General features: G+C 59.8%; 11 protein-coding genes. 9 read left to right on the top strand and 2 right to left on the bottom strand.

Translation table 11 applies throughout. The features are described 5' to 3' along the window. The first annotated feature begins 108 nt into the window (after positions 1 to 108). From F1C16_RS14300 to F1C16_RS14270, 7 genes are all read left to right on the top strand, one after another. Positions 109 to 3,426 carry a toxin-antitoxin system YwqK family antitoxin gene (locus F1C16_RS14300; RefSeq protein WP_185281314.1) on the top strand — a complete coding sequence of 1,106 codons (3,318 nt, stop codon included), beginning with the start codon at positions 109 to 111 and terminating at the stop codon, positions 3,424 to 3,426. After that, the gene (locus F1C16_RS14295) at positions 3,413 to 5,368 is read left to right on the top strand and encodes a DUF3857 domain-containing protein (protein ID WP_185281313.1); all 1,956 of its coding nucleotides are present in this window, start codon (positions 3,413 to 3,415) and stop codon (positions 5,366 to 5,368) included. Before F1C16_RS14300 ends, F1C16_RS14295 begins: the two co-directional genes overlap by 14 nt. Positions 5,369 to 5,449: 81 nt before the next feature. Beyond that, positions 5,450 to 6,904 carry a DUF3857 domain-containing protein gene (locus F1C16_RS14290; protein ID WP_185281312.1) on the top strand — a complete coding sequence of 485 codons (1,455 nt, stop codon included), beginning with the start codon at positions 5,450 to 5,452 and terminating at the stop codon, positions 6,902 to 6,904. A gap of 25 nt (positions 6,905 to 6,929) precedes the next feature. After that, positions 6,930 to 7,439 carry a hypothetical protein gene (locus F1C16_RS14285; RefSeq protein WP_185281311.1) on the top strand — a complete coding sequence of 170 codons (510 nt, stop codon included), beginning with the start codon at positions 6,930 to 6,932 and terminating at the stop codon, positions 7,437 to 7,439. Positions 7,440 to 7,601: 162 nt separating this feature from the next. Continuing rightward, on the top strand, positions 7,602 to 8,048 hold the full coding sequence (locus F1C16_RS14280; RefSeq protein ID WP_185281310.1) for a PPC domain-containing DNA-binding protein: 447 nt from the start codon (positions 7,602 to 7,604) through the stop codon (positions 8,046 to 8,048). Between the two features lie 26 nt (positions 8,049 to 8,074). Beyond that, positions 8,075 to 8,587, top strand: a complete 513-nt coding sequence (locus F1C16_RS14275; protein WP_185281309.1) for a PaaI family thioesterase — start codon at positions 8,075 to 8,077, stop codon at positions 8,585 to 8,587. A gap of 126 nt (positions 8,588 to 8,713) precedes the next feature. Then, complete coding sequence (locus F1C16_RS14270; RefSeq protein WP_185281308.1) at positions 8,714 to 9,805, top strand: glycoside hydrolase family 43 protein; 1,092 nt, start codon at positions 8,714 to 8,716, stop codon at positions 9,803 to 9,805. A gap of 174 nt (positions 9,806 to 9,979) precedes the next feature. Here F1C16_RS14270 and F1C16_RS14265 read toward each other — a convergent pair whose 3' ends face one another. Continuing rightward, on the bottom strand, positions 9,980 to 11,542 hold the full coding sequence (locus tag F1C16_RS14265; RefSeq protein ID WP_185281307.1) for a diadenylate cyclase: 1,563 nt from the start codon (positions 11,540 to 11,542) through the stop codon (positions 9,980 to 9,982). A 104-nt stretch (positions 11,543 to 11,646) separates the two neighbouring features. Then, positions 11,647 to 12,423, bottom strand: coding sequence for an energy transducer TonB (locus tag F1C16_RS14260; protein ID WP_185281306.1), 777 nt, complete (start codon positions 12,421 to 12,423; stop codon positions 11,647 to 11,649). Between the two features lie 99 nt (positions 12,424 to 12,522). Between F1C16_RS14260 and F1C16_RS14255 the strand changes: the two genes are divergently transcribed. Continuing rightward, entirely contained in the window at positions 12,523 to 14,358 is a 1,836-nt protein-coding gene (locus F1C16_RS14255; RefSeq protein ID WP_185281305.1) for a DNA mismatch repair protein MutS, read from the top strand. A 210-nt stretch (positions 14,359 to 14,568) separates the two neighbouring features. Then, a complete protein-coding gene (locus tag F1C16_RS14250; protein WP_185281304.1) occupies positions 14,569 to 15,537 on the top strand; it encodes a bestrophin family protein in 969 nt (322 codons plus the stop codon). The last annotated feature ends 11 nt before the right edge of the window (positions 15,538 to 15,548 follow it).

Here is a 15,548-nt window from a genome sequence, read left to right as displayed (position 1 = left end):
CGGTTCAGGTTAGATGCAACAATAGTGATATTATTGTGGCAGTGATAATAGCCTTCGGGTTGATCCTGGTGCTTTATCAAGTAATTATAGTTCTATTCAGTTAGTTGAATGCGTAAGTTTACCCGTCCGGCCCTGGTGGCCCTATTGGTAGCGGCCGGTAGTGCGGCCCAGGCACAACAAACCTCGCTGCCTACCCTTCCCAACTCCACACAAATTCTCCGCGACGCCGTAGCCCTGCACGACAAGGGCGACTATGCCGGCGCCATTGCCCAATACCGCACCGTGCCCTCTAGCGACACAGCCTACGTGCGGGTGCTGGGCGAGTTGAGCCTGTCGTACCTCTCCAACAAGCAGTATAAAGAGGCCGCCGATGTCAGCCGCCGGGCTATTGCCCTGCACACCAACGATGCGGAGCCCTACGTTGTCCTGGCTGAGGCAGAAGAGCAGCAGAACCATATACCCGAAGCGTTGCAGGCCTACACCGAGGGCCTGCGCCGGTTTCCGTACAGCCAAACGCTGTGGTATAATCAGGGCGTCACGCAGAAAAATAATGGCCGCTACGCCGAGGCGCTGGCCAGCTTGCAGCGTAGCCTGGAGCTGAATCCTACCCACGCCAACAGTCACTTTCTACTGGGTGGTTTGGCAGCACAGCAAGGGCAGACAGCGCGGGCTATGCTTAGCCTGATGACTTACCTGGCGATTCGGCCCGATACAGAGCAGAGCAATGGTGTGCTGGTGTCGCTGGAGCAGCTGGCTTCGGGTACACTGGAAGTGGAGGAGAAAGAGCGCGTGAAGCCCTTTGTGCCAAACGAGAATTTTCAGGAGCTGGATTTGCTGCTGAACTCCAAAGTTGCCCTGCGCAACGACTACACCTCTAAGGTGAAGTTTAATGCGAACGTGGTGAAGCAGTTGCAGCTGCTGGTAGAGAAGTTTCCGGCGGCTACCGGCGCGGCGGCCGAGTCGGATTTCTGGCTGCGCACGTATGGGCCGCTGGTAGCTACCCTGCGCAAGAACGACAACCTCACGGCCTTCACCTACCTTATTCTTATGTCAGCCGATGATAAGAAGCCGGCACAGTGGGTGAAGTCGAACAAGAAAAAGGTGGAAGCCGTGGGCAGCGCCGGCGCCGACGCGCTCAACGAGCTGCGGGCCTACCAAGTGGTGCAGCGCCAGGGCAAGCCCGTTCGGATGAAAGCCTGGTACGACAGCGAAGGCAGCCTCGATGGGTTTGGGGAAGGCGAAGTAGGCAAAGACGGCAAAATGCACCTGCGCGGCGACTGGATGATGGTGCAGGCGCCCGGTTACGTAGTGTCGGAGGGTGCTTTTTCGCCGAATGGGGAGCGCACAGGCACGTGGCACGAGTATTACGACAACGGCCAGCTGCACAAGGTACTGGACTACGCGGCGGGCAAGCAGGAGGGCTCGTACAAAGAATATTTCGACAACGGCGAGCTATCAATTGAGGGAGCCTACCGCAATGGGGAGCCCGAGGGCGACGCCAAACTATACTATTACTGCGGCATTGTGCGCGAGGTGCGGCCCTACCGCAATGGCGCCATCAACGGCGAAGCGGTGTTTTATTACGCCGATGGTAAGGTAAGACGCCGCGAGCAGTACAAAGCCGACAAGCAGGACGGCCCTGAAACCGCCTACTACCCCGACGGCACCGTGGAGTACCGGTACGCCTACCTCAACGGGGAGTTGAACGGGGCCTTTGAGGTGTTTGGTCCTACTAAAAACCTGGAAAAGAAAGGCACTTATGAAAAGGGCGAGTTGCACGGCGCCTACACCGATTACTACCCCAACGGGCAGGTGCACAACGCCGGCACGTTTGCCCAGGGCAAGCGCACGGGCACGTGGCGCGAGTTCTACGCCGATGGCAAGCCCAGCACCGAAATCAGCTACGACAACTCGGGCGAGCTGCACGGGTCCTACCGCGACTTCGACGAGGTCGGCAAACTGTTCGCGGAGTTCACCTACGACCACGGCCGCGTAACGCGCACCGCCTACCTCGACAAAGCCGGCAAGACCATCAACCAGACCGACGTGGCCCGGAAAGGCAAAACCACCATCCAGGGCTTTCGCCCCGACGGCACGCCCTACCTGACCGGCACCTACACCGATGGTCTGATGGAAGGCGAGTGGCGCTGGCTGCACCGCAGCGGTACCCCCTCCAAGGTGCGCCACTACACCCAGGGCAAGCAGGAGGGTTTGGAGGAAAGCTACTTCGTGAATGGCCGGGTGCAGGCCCGCCAGCAGTACCACAATGACGAGGCCGACGGCTACTACGAAACGTTTTACATGGACGGGCAGCCCCGCCGCAACGGCTTCTACCAGCGCGGGCAGCAGCAAGGGCCGTGGCACGACTACTACGCCGACGGCCGCCTGAGCGAAACCTACAACTTCCTCAACGGCGACCTGAATGGCCTGTCGCAGAGCTACGCGCCTACCGGGCAGCTCACCAAAGAAAAGCAGTATGAGCAGGACCGCCTGGTGCAGATAACCGCCTACGACTCTACCGGGCAAGTGCTGAGCCACGTGGCGCTGACGCCCAAAACCAAGAGCTATACGCTGGCCTACCCCGGTGGCAAGCCCTTGTTCAAAACCGACATCAACTGCTTTACCGAGACGGGCCAGGCCGTGTGGTACACGCCCACGGGCCAGGTGCAGTACGCCACCACCCGCGACCGAGACCAGAATGCCGGCCCCCACCGCGCCTACCACCCCAACGGCAAGCTGGCCGCCGAGGGCCAGTTCCACCACGGCGTGCGGGTAGGACCGTGGAAAATGTACTACCCCTCCGGCGCCCTGCTTAGCACCGGCACCTACGAGAATGGCGACTTGATGGGGGAGTGGCTTACGTATTTTGAAGACGGCAAAGTGGAGTACCGCACCACCTACGCCGGGGGCGAGCGGCACGGCCCCACGCTCAGCTACAACCGCCTGGGCGAGCTGATGCTGGAGAAAGTATACGAGAACGGCCTACCCGTGCGCTACCGCGGCCCCGGCCCCGACGGCCGCCCAACCGGCGAGTACAAGCCCGTGCCGGTAACCGGCTCCTTGAAAACAACCTTCGCCAACGGCAAAACGGCCGCCGAGGAAACCTACCGCCAGGGCGATACGGAAGGCGCCCGCACCTACTATTACAGCACCGGGCAGGTGTACCGCCGAATTCAGCATAAAGATGGCGTATTAAGCGGGTTGCTCACCACGTACTACCCCACTGGCAAGCCTTTTGAAGAGGAGCAGTATCAGCACGATGAGCTGCACGGCCGGAGCCGCTACTACCGCCCCGACGGCACGCCGGAGCGCGAAGAAACCTACCGTTGCGGCGAAAAATGCGGTCCAACTATTTACTATAACACTCAGGGGAAGCCCACCAAAACGGACGTCTACTGGGATACTTATGTGTATGGCAGCAAGTGATTATTACCGTCGGGGCAGCCTGTGGGCGCTGCTGGCGCTGGGCCTGGTAACCGGCGCCCGCGCCCAGCAGCCCTTGCAGCTGCTAACCCAGATGAAGGAGCAGTATCCCACCGAAAAAGCGGTGTATCTAGAGTATCGGCAGGACCTGAACGTGACGCTGAAGGGCGACTCGGTGCAGGTGCTCACGCGCCACCACTATGATATGCTGCACCTGGGGGCGCAGTCGAGCATGTACGCCAACGACAAGGTATACAGCTCGCACTTCAGCCGGTTGCAGAAGCTGGAAGCCCAAACCATGGTGCCCGTTGGCAACGGCTATAAGGCCATGAAGGTGACCAGCTTCAAGGAGAAGTTTGAGATGCAGCCGGGCATTTTCTTCGACGATACGCGGGCCACTACCTTCAGCTTTCCGGCCGTGGCGCCCGGCGTGCGCACCGTGAGCGACTACACCGTGCGCCAGCCCGACGCCCGGTTTATGATGCCATTCTACGTGGGCTCCTACGTGCCTACCCGCCACGCCGAGCTGACCATCACGGCACCCAAAGCGGTGAAAATCAACTACAAGGTTTTTCACGCCGAGCAAACGCCCATTCAGTTCACCCGCCAGGAGAAAGGCGGCAATGTTATCTACCGCTGGACGGCCGACAACCTGCCCAGCCCACCCCGCGACGAGGATGGTCCGGCGGCGGCGTACTACCTGCCGCACATTGTATACTATATTGAAGAAGCACCCGCTGCCGGGCAGCCGCGCAAAGTGCTGGGTGGGGTAGAGGACCTGTACGCCATGTACTCCGGCTTCACGGCCAACGTGGACAAGCAGGAAAGCCCCGCCCTGCGCCACATCGTTGACTCGCTGGTGGTAGGGGCCAAGACCGAGCAGGAGCGCGTGCGCCGCGTGTACTACTGGGTGCAGGACAATGTGCGCTACGTGGCCTTCGAGAACGGCATGAGCGGCTTTATCCCGCGCGATGCCGGGCTGGTATGCGGCAAGCGCTATGGCGACTGCAAGGACATGGCCAACCTCACGCACGAGATGCTACGCATGGCCGGCGTGAAGTCCTACCTCACCTGGATTGGCACCCGCGACCTACCCTACCGCTACTCCGAACTGGCCACGCCCGGCGTCGACAACCACATGATTGCGGCATACGAGCCGAAGCCGGGGCAGTACGTGTTTCTGGATGCCACCAGCAAATACACGCCCTTTGGGATGCCTTCGGCCTTTATTCAGGGTAAGGAAGCCCTGCTGGCTGTGGACGCCAAGCAGTGCAAAGTGGCCACCGTGCCCGTGATGCCCAAGGAGCGCAACCTCGTCAGCGACGTGTCGCAGGTGGTGCTGGAGGGCAACGGGCTGCGCGGCAAAGGCAAGCTGGCGCTGGATGGCTACCCCAAGGTAGAGCGCTCCTACGCCCTCGACGGCACCAACAAAACCGACGAGGCCAAGTACGTGAAGGCGCTGCTGGAGCGCGGCAACAACAAGTTTTTCGTGGATAAATACGCCGTCGGCAACCTCGATACCCGCGAGCAGCCGCTCACTATCGACTACGAGTACCGCTTGCAGGACTACGTGCAGCAGCTCGACGACGAAATCTACGTGAACCTGAACCTGGAGCAGCCCTACGCCGCCGACCGCATCGACCCGGCCACGCGCCGCCTGCCCCGCGTGAACGAGTACGCGCACACCAACCACACCCGCACCGAGTTTGAAATTCCAGCCGGCTACGAGGTGGAATACCTGCCTACCAACGCTGAGGCCACCGACCCGGTGCTAGGCTTCAAGATTCGCTACGAGCGCCAGGGCAACAAAATTGTGCAGGAAAAGGACGTGTATGTGGACTACCTCATGCTCCAGCCCAGCCAGTTTGCGCAGTGGAACGCCGTCATCGACAAACTCAACGCCGCCTACCGCGACGCCCTGATTATCAAGAAGAAAAAAGCCTAAGAGTGATGAGTTACCAGTTGTGGGTTGCCAGTACACTCGCAATCCACAACTGGTAACTCGTGACTCACAATTCGTAACGCTATGTATTCTCGTCCGATTCGCTCCTTTGTACTTTTTCTAACCGTATTGCTACCGGCTGCGGCGCAGGCGCAAAGCCTACCAGCTTCGCTCACGTATGCTACCTATAACTGGGAAACGCAGCGCAAGCGCCTACCCGTGAGCAGCGACGATGCCCAGCTGCCCGCCCTTGTGTTGCGGGAGTTCAGCGCCAACGAGTTTGCCTATACTGATGCGCAGCGCAAAAACCTGCGGCTGTTTTCTATCGACCACCGGATTATCCGGGTGAACACGTCGGAGGGAATCGAGCAATTCAACAAAATCTACGTGCCGGTGCAGGACGGTGCACGCATCGTGACCTTGAAGGCCCGCACCATCAGTCCCCGCGGCGAGGTGGTGGAAGTGAGCGAGGGCAACATGAAAGAGCTGAAGGACGACGATGGCACCCGCAACTACAAAATTTTCGCGCTGGATGGGGTAGAGAAGGGCAGCGAAATCGAGTACATTTTTATGCGGGAGCGGCCCGGCACGTTCTTCGGGCGCGAGTACCTGCAATCGGGTATTCCGGCCCGCGATGTCACGTTTGAGCTGATTTCGCCCGCCACACTCACCTTTGAAACCCGGCTCTACCACGTCCCGGCCGGTGCCCAGCACGATACCGTGCGCCAGGAAAAACGCATCACGCATGTGCACCTACCCGCCGTGGTAGCCAGCCACGACGAAACCTTTGCCGCGCCCAAAGCCGAGCTGATGCGCGCCGAGTACAAGCTGGCCTACAACGCTACCCGCGGCAATGCCCGCCTGTTCACCTGGGCCGATGCCAGCCAGTACATCCACGGCACGACCTACACCCTGAGCAAGGACGAGAATAAGGCTCTGGACAAGCTGATGAAGCAGTTGCCCGTGCCGGCTGGCGCCGACGTAGCCGTAAAAATCACGGCCGCCGAGCAGTACCTGAAAAGTAATTTCAACCTCGATCCGGCCGCCGAGCCTTCGCTGACGCGCATTATCACCACGCGCAACGCCTCGGAGGTGGGCTTCACGCGGTTGTTTGCGGCCGTGCTGCGCCGCTTATACGTAGAGCATGAGTTGGTGCTGACCTCGGACCGTAGCGACGCGCCCTTCGACGAAGGCTTCGACAGCTGGAATTACCTCAGCAACTACGCCTTCTATTTTCCTGCCACCAAGCAGTACCTGGCTCCGGCCCGCCCCGACTATCGCTACGGCATGATTCCGGCCGAGTGGACGGCCAACAAGGGCTTGTTTGTGAAGACCGTGAAGCTGGGCACTACCGAGTCGGCCGTGGGTATGGTGCGCGACATCCCTACCCTCACCGCCGACGAGAGCCCCAACGATCTGGCCATGACCGTGCGTTTTTTCGCCGGCGCTGGACAAGACGCTTATCGACTTTCACGAAACGCTGGGCGGCTATCAGGCGCAGCCTATCCAGCCGTTCTACAGCTTTATTCCGGAAGATAAGCGGACGGAAGTATTGCAGGAGCTGGTGAAAAGCAACGTGCCCAACGCCAGCTTCACCTCGGTGAAAGTAACCAACGGCGAAGCCGGCCTGAGCGCCTTGACGAAACCTTTCGTGGTAGACGCGCAGGTGGAATCGGCGGATTTGCTGGACCGGGCCGGACCGAAGTACCTGTTCAAAATTGGGACGCTGCTGGGGCCGCAGTCGGAGCTGTACCAGGCCGAAGCCCGGCAGTACGACGTAGAAAACGACTTCAACCGCCGCTACAACCGCGTAATTACCGTGGAGCTGCCGGCCGGCTATGCCGTGCGCAACCTGCAAGACCTGAACGTGGACGTGAAAACCGGCCCTACGGCCGCGCCATCCTACCTGTTTCGCTCGCAGTACGAGCAGAAAGGCCAAACGGTCACCATCAACATCATGGAGTATTACCGCGAAATCCGGTGGCCAAAAAAGGATTTTGAAGCGTTCCGGGACGTGGTAAACGCCGCCGCCAACTTCAACAAAGTGGTGTTGGTACTGGAAAAGAAAGGCTGATTCTCACGGCTCATTACAGACTCGCTCGGCTCTGCCGAGTGAGCTTTTTGCTTCGGGCTTACGCCCCGAAACCGACGTAGTGGGCGTTCTGGTTCGTGCAGTATATTGGAAAGCCGGCGCACTCGCTAGCTTTCTGTTTTTCGTCATGCCGAAGTTAAACCAATGCCCATATCATTGTTGTCACCTTCCCTGCTCACCGCTTATGCCCTGCGTCTGCGCCCCGGCGACGACCTGCGTCAGCAACTAACCACCACCGTGCGGGCGCTGGGTATGCAGGCCGGGGCGGTGCTTACCTGTGTGGGCAGTCTCACCACGGTGGTGCTGCGCCTAGCCAATCAGGACGTAGCTACCACCTATCACGGTCACTTCGAGATAGTATCGCTGGTGGGTACGCTGGCCGAGAGCGGCAGCCACTTGCACCTGGCTGTGGCCGATAGTACGGGCCGCATGATAGGTGGACATTTGCTGGATGGCAACATCATATACACCACCGCCGAGCTGGTGCTGGGCGTGCTGCCGGCGCTGGTCTTTCGGCGGGAGCCAGACGTGATTTCCTCCTATCACGAACTGGCGATTTACCCAGCCGGAGCGGCTCCCGAAAAGCCGTAACTTCCCAGCTTTCTCTCACTTTGCTCATGGCTGATTCCTCGCATAGTTCGGCCCCAGTGCTCTCAGTGGCCCAGCAAGCTTTCAAGCGCAACATTCTGAATCCGTGGAAGCTGCGGTTGTTTCTGTTACGCAGCCTGCCCATGGCCTACCTGGCCGGGCTGCGGGTGCTGAGCCTCACAGAGGAGCAGGCTATCGTCACGGTGCCCTTCAAATATCTCACGCAGAATCCGTTCCGGAGCATCTACTTTGCTTGCTTGAGCATGGCCGCTGAGCTGGCCAGCGGGGTGCAAGCTATGTTGCACATCCAGGGGGCGGGTAGGGTGTCGATGCTGGTGGTGGGGCTGGAAGCGGAGTTCACCAAGAAAGCCATCGGCCTCATCACTTTCACGTGCCCCGATGGCGCGGCCATTGCCCAGGCCATTGCCGACAGCCGCGCTACCGGCGAAGGCCGTACGGTGGTGTGCACCAGCACCGGCCACGATGCGGCCGGCGACGTGGTAGCCGTGTTCCGGGTACGGTGGTCGTTCCGGGCGAAGTAGTCCTTTGTAAGAAAATGTGGGGAGGCAAACGATACCGATAGGTTATGATGCCCCGCAAGGGTAGGGAAGGGTAGTAAAGCTGCGCGGTTTCTGCGTATTTGCTGCTTTCCACCTCTATTGCTCTCTATGCGTTTCTCTCATTCCTACTTGCTACTCGGCGCCATACTTGGCCTGACCGCCTGCGAATCGAACAGCACCAAGCAACCCGAAACCGCTGCCGCCACCCCGACGGCGGCTGCCGATTCTACCAAGTACCTGTCGCAGCCGCTGGTGCGCGACATCTATACGGCCGACCCATCGGCGCACGTGTTCAACGGCAAAATCTACGTGTATCCCTCGCACGATATCGAGACGGGCATGCCGGAAAACGACAACGGCGACCATTTCGCCATGCGCGACTACCACATTCTGTCGATGGACAGCGTGGGCGGGAAGGTGACCGACCACGGCGTGGCCCTCGACATCAAGGATATTCCCTGGGCCAAGCGCCAGTTGTGGGCGCCCGATGCGGCCTTCAAAAACGGCACCTACTACCTGTACTTCCCGGTGAAGGACAAGCAGGATATTTTCCGTATTGGCGTAGCTACTAGCACCTCGCCCACCGGCCCCTTTAAGGCCGAGCCGCAGCCCATCAAAGGCAGCTACAGCATCGACCCGGCCGTGTTTACGGACACTGACGGCAAGACCTACATGTACTTCGGTGGCATTTGGGGCGGGCAGCTCCAGCGGTGGCGCACTGCGCAGTACGACTCGACGGTAGCGCCCAGCCAGCCAGCGCAAGAGGTGGCCATTGGCCCCCGCGTGGCTACGATGAGTGCCGATATGAAGGAGTTTGCCGGCCCCGTAAAAGAAATCCAGATCCTAGGTAAAGACGGCAAGCCGCTTTTGGCTGGCGACAATGAAAAACGCTTCTTTGAGGGCATCTGGATGCACAAGTACAACGGCAAGTACTATCTGTCGTACTCCACCGGTGACACGCACTTGTTGGTGTATGCCACCAGCGACTCGCCTATCGGCCCCTTCACCTACCAGGGTGTAATTATGGAGCCGGTACAAGGTTGGACCACTCACCACTCCATCATCGAAAAAGACGGCAAGTGGTATATTTTCTACCACGATACCCAACTCTCTGATAAAACCTGGCTGCGCAACGTGAAAGTAACCGAGCTGAAGCGTAATGCTGATGGCAGCATCCAGACTATCAAGCCGATGAAGTAAAGGGTGGAGTTGTGAATGCGCAGTGAAAAAGCGTCTGTCATCCTGAGCGCAGCGAAGGACCTTATGCCAGTTGAACGACCATCGTAGCAACGACTCGTTCTGACGTGATAAGGTCCTTCGCTCCGCTCAGGATGACAGACGCTTTTTTTACCTCACACTCACAACTTCACCATTTCACTCCTCTTCCAAGCTCTCCTTGGTTAACACATCCACTAACCCATCCTCACTGACCACAATAGCCATGCAGGGGTAGGGGGAGCTTTGCACGTAGCGGATGGCGGAATTGTAGCGGGCACCGCGGGTGCTGTTGCCGCGCCCGGTGGCCGTGCCGTCCAGAATCACACCAATGGAATAACAGTATGACTCGGGGTCGAGGAGTACGGCGCCGTCGATGGCCGTGACCAGGCGGGTGATGAGGGGCGTGAGCGGCACCGGCTCGATGAGCGTGCATTGCAGCTTCAGGCGGTCGGCCTCGGCTAAGGCTTCAGTGGTAATAACGAGCAGCGTGCCGTGCTTCTGGCGGCTGGCTTCGGCGGCTACCTCCCACAGGCGCTCTACCTTCTCGGGGTTGGTAAGGTCGAAAGTGCGGCGCAGCTCCTTGCGGAAGCTGCTGCGGTTGAGGCGTGCCCGCGCCAGGCTGGGCTGCCCGTAGTGCGTACGCATCAGCACCTTGCCGGCGTGCTGAAACTCCCAGGCATAGTGCGTCACGAAGCTGATAACGAACAAATCTTCGCGGCTGGCGTCGTAGTGGCCGATTTGGCGACCCAGGGCGTACACGTTTTCGCCGTCGGCGAGCAGGCTCACATCGGGCGTAGTCATTTCCAAGAGCTTACGCACAGCCCGGTAGTCGCTGAGCGGGGTAGGGCAGGTGAGAGCAAAAACCTCTTCCAGGTTGGGGTGATGCCGGGCCGCCAACATCATTTTGCCTACTCCTTCCATGCCCTCGTAGCGGAGCGAGGAAATAGTGTTGAGAGTAGCGTACAGCTTGGCCTCAGCCTTGCTGATGCCTAGATCTTGGGCGGGCGTCTGCATAAACAGCGTACCGGCAGCGCGCACCAGTTCGTCGGTTTCGCGGGGGCGCACCAACAGGCCAGCGCCGGGCTCTGGCTCGCTCAGCGACTTGGCGCATTCCTCGTGAAAACGAATAATAGCCGCCTGAATCAGCGACGGTATCACAGGCCGGCCTGTGGTATAGAAACGATCAGAACGTAGAGTAGGGTGGCGGCGCACTGTTTTGCGGTCGAGCTGAAGCACCGGCATCACATGGTAGCCGTTGATAAGCACCGACCACCCGGCAAACGACAGTCGGGTATAATGCGCTTTATCATGCTCATCCAGAATTTCCTGAATGGCGAGGCGTAGTATGTAGCCCTCGTAGCGCCGTCGCACGGGCTCCTCAGGCGTCTGCTCGGTGCGCTCAGTCAGAATCCAGTTGCCGCGGTCGTGTAGGTGCTGGCAACGCGTGTGCACATCGGCGAAAGTAGTCGGATCGTACTCCGATACATTAGAGCCTAACAGCGAGGCCAGTCCAGTAGCATTGTCGATGGCTGGCACGGCCAGGAGCTGCACGCGCGGCTGCAAGTCTTCATCCAGGGCGTCGAATACGCCATCGGCCATTGTCTGAGCGGCCTGGCGGAAATGCGCCTGGTAGGGCCAGATCAGGGTAGGGTCGGGGCTAGGGATAGGTAGTCCCGGCGCAACGGGCGGTGCGGCGAGCAAGGGGAGGGTCGTCAGCATACAACAGCGGGATAAAAGCGCCGCCGGATGCGTACCAGGCAGCGCCCACCGCAGGGAAGCGCGGCGGTTAGATAGCAACCGCCGACTGTCCCTTCTGGTTGCGCCTACAGCTGAAATACTATAGGCAGTACCATTTTTTGCCGCACGGGCTTTCCCTGAAACCGGGCCGGGTCCCACTTGGGCGCGGCCTTAATCAGGCGGATAGCTTCCTCATCTAGCCCCGAGCCCAGGCGCTTGGGCACCTTCACATCGGTGAGCGAGCCGTCGGGCTGAATCAGAAACTCCACCATCACCCTGCCCTGAATCTTGCGCTGCCGAGCCAGGGCGGGGTAGCGTTGATTTTGCTGTACCCACTCAAAAAACGCATCCGTACCGCCCACGGGCCGAGCCGGCGAGTCGGCTTTCACGGTAATAGGGCTACCGTTAGGGTTGGGGGTAGGAGCAGCGGCACCAGTAGCATCTGCTGGAATCTGGAATGTGACGGGCACTGTAACGCGCTGACGTACTTTCTGGCCTTTGTGCTGGGCAGGCGTCCAGCGCGGGGCGGCAGAAATCAGCCGGATGGCTTCGGCATCCAGCGCGGGATCTAGGGGGTTCTCCACCTTCACCTGCGAGATGCTGCCGGTTCTTTCAATCACAAACGATACCGGCACCGTGCCTTGCTTGCCGGCCTGCAAGGCCTGGGTAGGGTATTGCTGATGCTCGGCCAAATATTGCGCGTAGGTCTCCACGCCTCCAGCCGGAATGGCCGGCTTCTCTACTTCCTGGTAGATTTCCTGCGGATCAGCTTTCGGATATTTCAGCTTCTGTTGCGCCTGAGCAATAAGGCTGGCGGTGCTAAGCGCGAATAAGAAAGCAAGGCGGGGTAGGAGACGTGGCATGAGATAAGCAGTGAGAAACCAGGTAGGCGGGGCAACAACCGCACCAGCCATTCGGTGCGGCGCACCCCGTATCTTTGAACAAAATCTGTTTCCATTACCGTGCCCGAAACCAGCTTCCGCCCGCTTACCGTTGCTCCCGTTGATGTGTTCACCGAGAGCGTGACCACCCACGCCGCCCGCGAAACCTACTTTGCTGGTCGGCACCGGGTGGTGGCGTGGGTACGGGTAGCGGCCTTTGCCGCTGCCGGGGTAGGGGCGTATTATTTTCTTTCCGCAGGAATGTTGGTGCCGGCACTGGCGGTGCTGTTTGCGCTGTATCTGGTATTTCTGGGTCTGGTGCGCTGGCACGATACAATAGGCTACCAACGCGAGCAGCACCGCCTGCTGGCCCAGCTCAACCGCGACGAGCTGGCCCGATTGGAAGGCAAGCTCACTACATTCGACGCGGGCCTGCGCTACCTCGATGCCACGCACCCCTACGCCGCCGACCTCGACGTGTTCGGCGCGCACTCGCTTTACCAGTTGCTCAACCGTGCTACCTCCCGCCTGGGCCACGATTGGCTGGCCGGCTGGCTGCTCGCGCCCACGTCCGCCGCGGCGGTAGTAGGCCGGCAGCAAGCCGTGGCTGAGCTGGCCCCCGATGTGGCCTGGCAGCAGGAGTGGCAGGCGCGGGCGCGCCACTTCCCCCAGCAGGAGTCCGACCCGCGCACTTTCACAGCCTGGCTTCGGCAGCCTGATTTCTTCGCTGGCAAAAGCTGGTTGAAGCCGTTGCTCGTGGTGCTGCCCGTACTAGCCGTAGGTAGCGTAGCCGGCTGGCTGCTAGACTACTGGGCCATCTGGCCGCCGGTGGTCATGATCGGCCTGATTAGCTTATTGAACGCGCAGTTTCGTGCTGCCCGCGACGACTACTACCAGCACAGCGCCACCGTGCGCGATGCCTTGCGCGCCACCCGCGACCAACTGCCGCTGTTTGAGCAGCGCACCTGGCAGGCACCCCGGCTGCGGGCGCTGCACGCTACTCTGCACGCCGGCGGCACCGCGGCTTCGGCGCAGATTGGGCAGCTGGCGCGCATTGCCGGGCTGTTCTCGGCCCGGCAAACGCCCTTCGGTAACCTGTTTATGAACAGCTTGTTTGCCTGGGACTTGCAGTGCATGTGGCGGCTGGAAAGCTGGAAAGCTCAAGCTGCTACCAACCTCGATGCGGTGCTGGAAGCGGGTGCCGAGCTGGAAGCGCTGGTGAGCCTAGCAGGTTTCGCCTTCGCCAACCCTACCTACGTGGTGCCCGAACTAAGCCCGGCCGAACTGGAATGCACGGCCACACAACTAGGGCACCCACTCATCTTCTCGCGCCAGCGCATCACGAATGATTTCAGCATGAAGGGGGTAGGGCACACGGGCGTGATTACCGGCTCCAATATGTCAGGCAAAAGCACATTCCTGCGCACCGTGGGCTTGAACATGGTGCTGGCCCAGGCGGGAGGTGTGGTATGCGCCGCCAGCATGCGCCTGAGTTCGGCGCAGGTATACACGGCCATGCGTACGCAAGACAATCTGGCCGAAAGCACTTCCTCTTTCTACGCCGAGCTGAAGCGTTTGCGCCTGCTGCTGGAGTTGACCAGCACCGGCCAGCCCGTGTTCTACTTACTCGACGAGATTTTGCGCGGCACCAATTCGCTGGACCGGCACCGGGGTGCGCACGCTCTTATTCACCAACTACACCAGCGTCAGGCCAGCGGCCTCATCAGCACCCACGACCTGGAGCTGGCTGCTCTGGCCGACGAGCTGCCCGGCGCCGTACAGAACTTCAGCTTCAACAGCACCATTGAGGGCGACGAGATTCGCTTCGATTACCAACTGACGCCGGGCGTGTGCCGGGCCTTCAATGCCAGTAAGCTCATGCAACTCATGGGTATAGCTATTGAGGAAGAAGGGTAGGGGATTAAAATGATTTTAATCAGGAGATTAAATCGTTTTAATGTGTGAACCTACGTTGTGTGGTTTGCTTTTATACGTGCAACTTTCGAGAATAATACTGGTAGAAGACGACGGCATGGGTGTTACCGCTCTGTTTTCTTCTACTAAATTGTCGCACTTCAACGAGGGTGTGCCCACAACCCAACCCGCACCCTCGTAGCATTCCTACCTATGTACATTCGTGAAAATCTGCGCTGGCGTGTTATCTGGAAATACGCCTGGAAAAGTTTGTTGATCTTTTTGATTTACGATACGATTGTCTGCTACCTGTACGGCCCGCTCGGCTTTCGGTCATTGGATATTCCGTGGCAGCCAGTGGGCACGTTGGGCGTGGCGGTGGCTTTTTACGTGGGCTTCAAAAACAACGGCTCCTACGACCGTTTCTGGGAGGGCCGCAAGCTGTGGGGCGGCATCGTGAACTACAGCCGCACCTGGGCTATGGAGGCGCTGGAATTTGTGACGTCGGTGGTGGATGCGCCCGATGTGCAGGCGGCGCCCGCCTCGGCCGAGGAACTGACCCAGCGGCACCGCCGCATGGTGTACCGTCAGATTGCCTGGATAAATGCGTTGCGCCTGAACCTGCGTCGCCAGCCTGAGCTGTGGGACGAGGCCGTGGCGCCCTTCCTAGAGCCAGCCGAGTCGGAGCAGTTGCGCGGGTTTGCCAACCCGCCCGCCCAGATTTTGCGGGCCCAAGCCGCCGAAATGCGCGTGCTGCGCGAAAGCCGCGGCCTGCTCAATGACTTTCAGCACGTGACCATGATGCGGGTGCTGGAAGAGCTGTTCAACCTGCAAGGCGCCTGCGAGCGAATTAAGAATACACCCTTCCCGCGCCAGTATGCTTACTTTAGCTGGGTGTTTGTGTGGATGTTTGCGGCGCTGCTGCCGCTGGGCCTCATCGGCGAATTCGAAAATATGGGTCCTGGCCACTTCTGGCTCACGGTGCCGTTTTCGGTGCTGGTGTCGTGGGTGTACTACACCATCGAGTGGGTAGGGCACCACAGCGAAGACCCTTTCGAGAATGAGATGAACGACGTGCCGATGACGGCTCTCTGCCGCAACATCGAAATAGACCTGCGCCAAATGCTGGGCGAAACCAATATGCCGCCCAAGATTGAGCCTGTGAACGATATCCTGTACTAAGCCACGTTGAC

It is taken from the genome of Hymenobacter sp. NBH84, from assembly GCF_014217645.1.
GTDB lineage: Bacteria > Bacteroidota > Bacteroidia > Cytophagales > Hymenobacteraceae > Hymenobacter > Hymenobacter profundi.
Note: the sequence above shows the minus strand (reverse complement) of the source record. Positions and strands in the feature narration are given on the sequence as shown.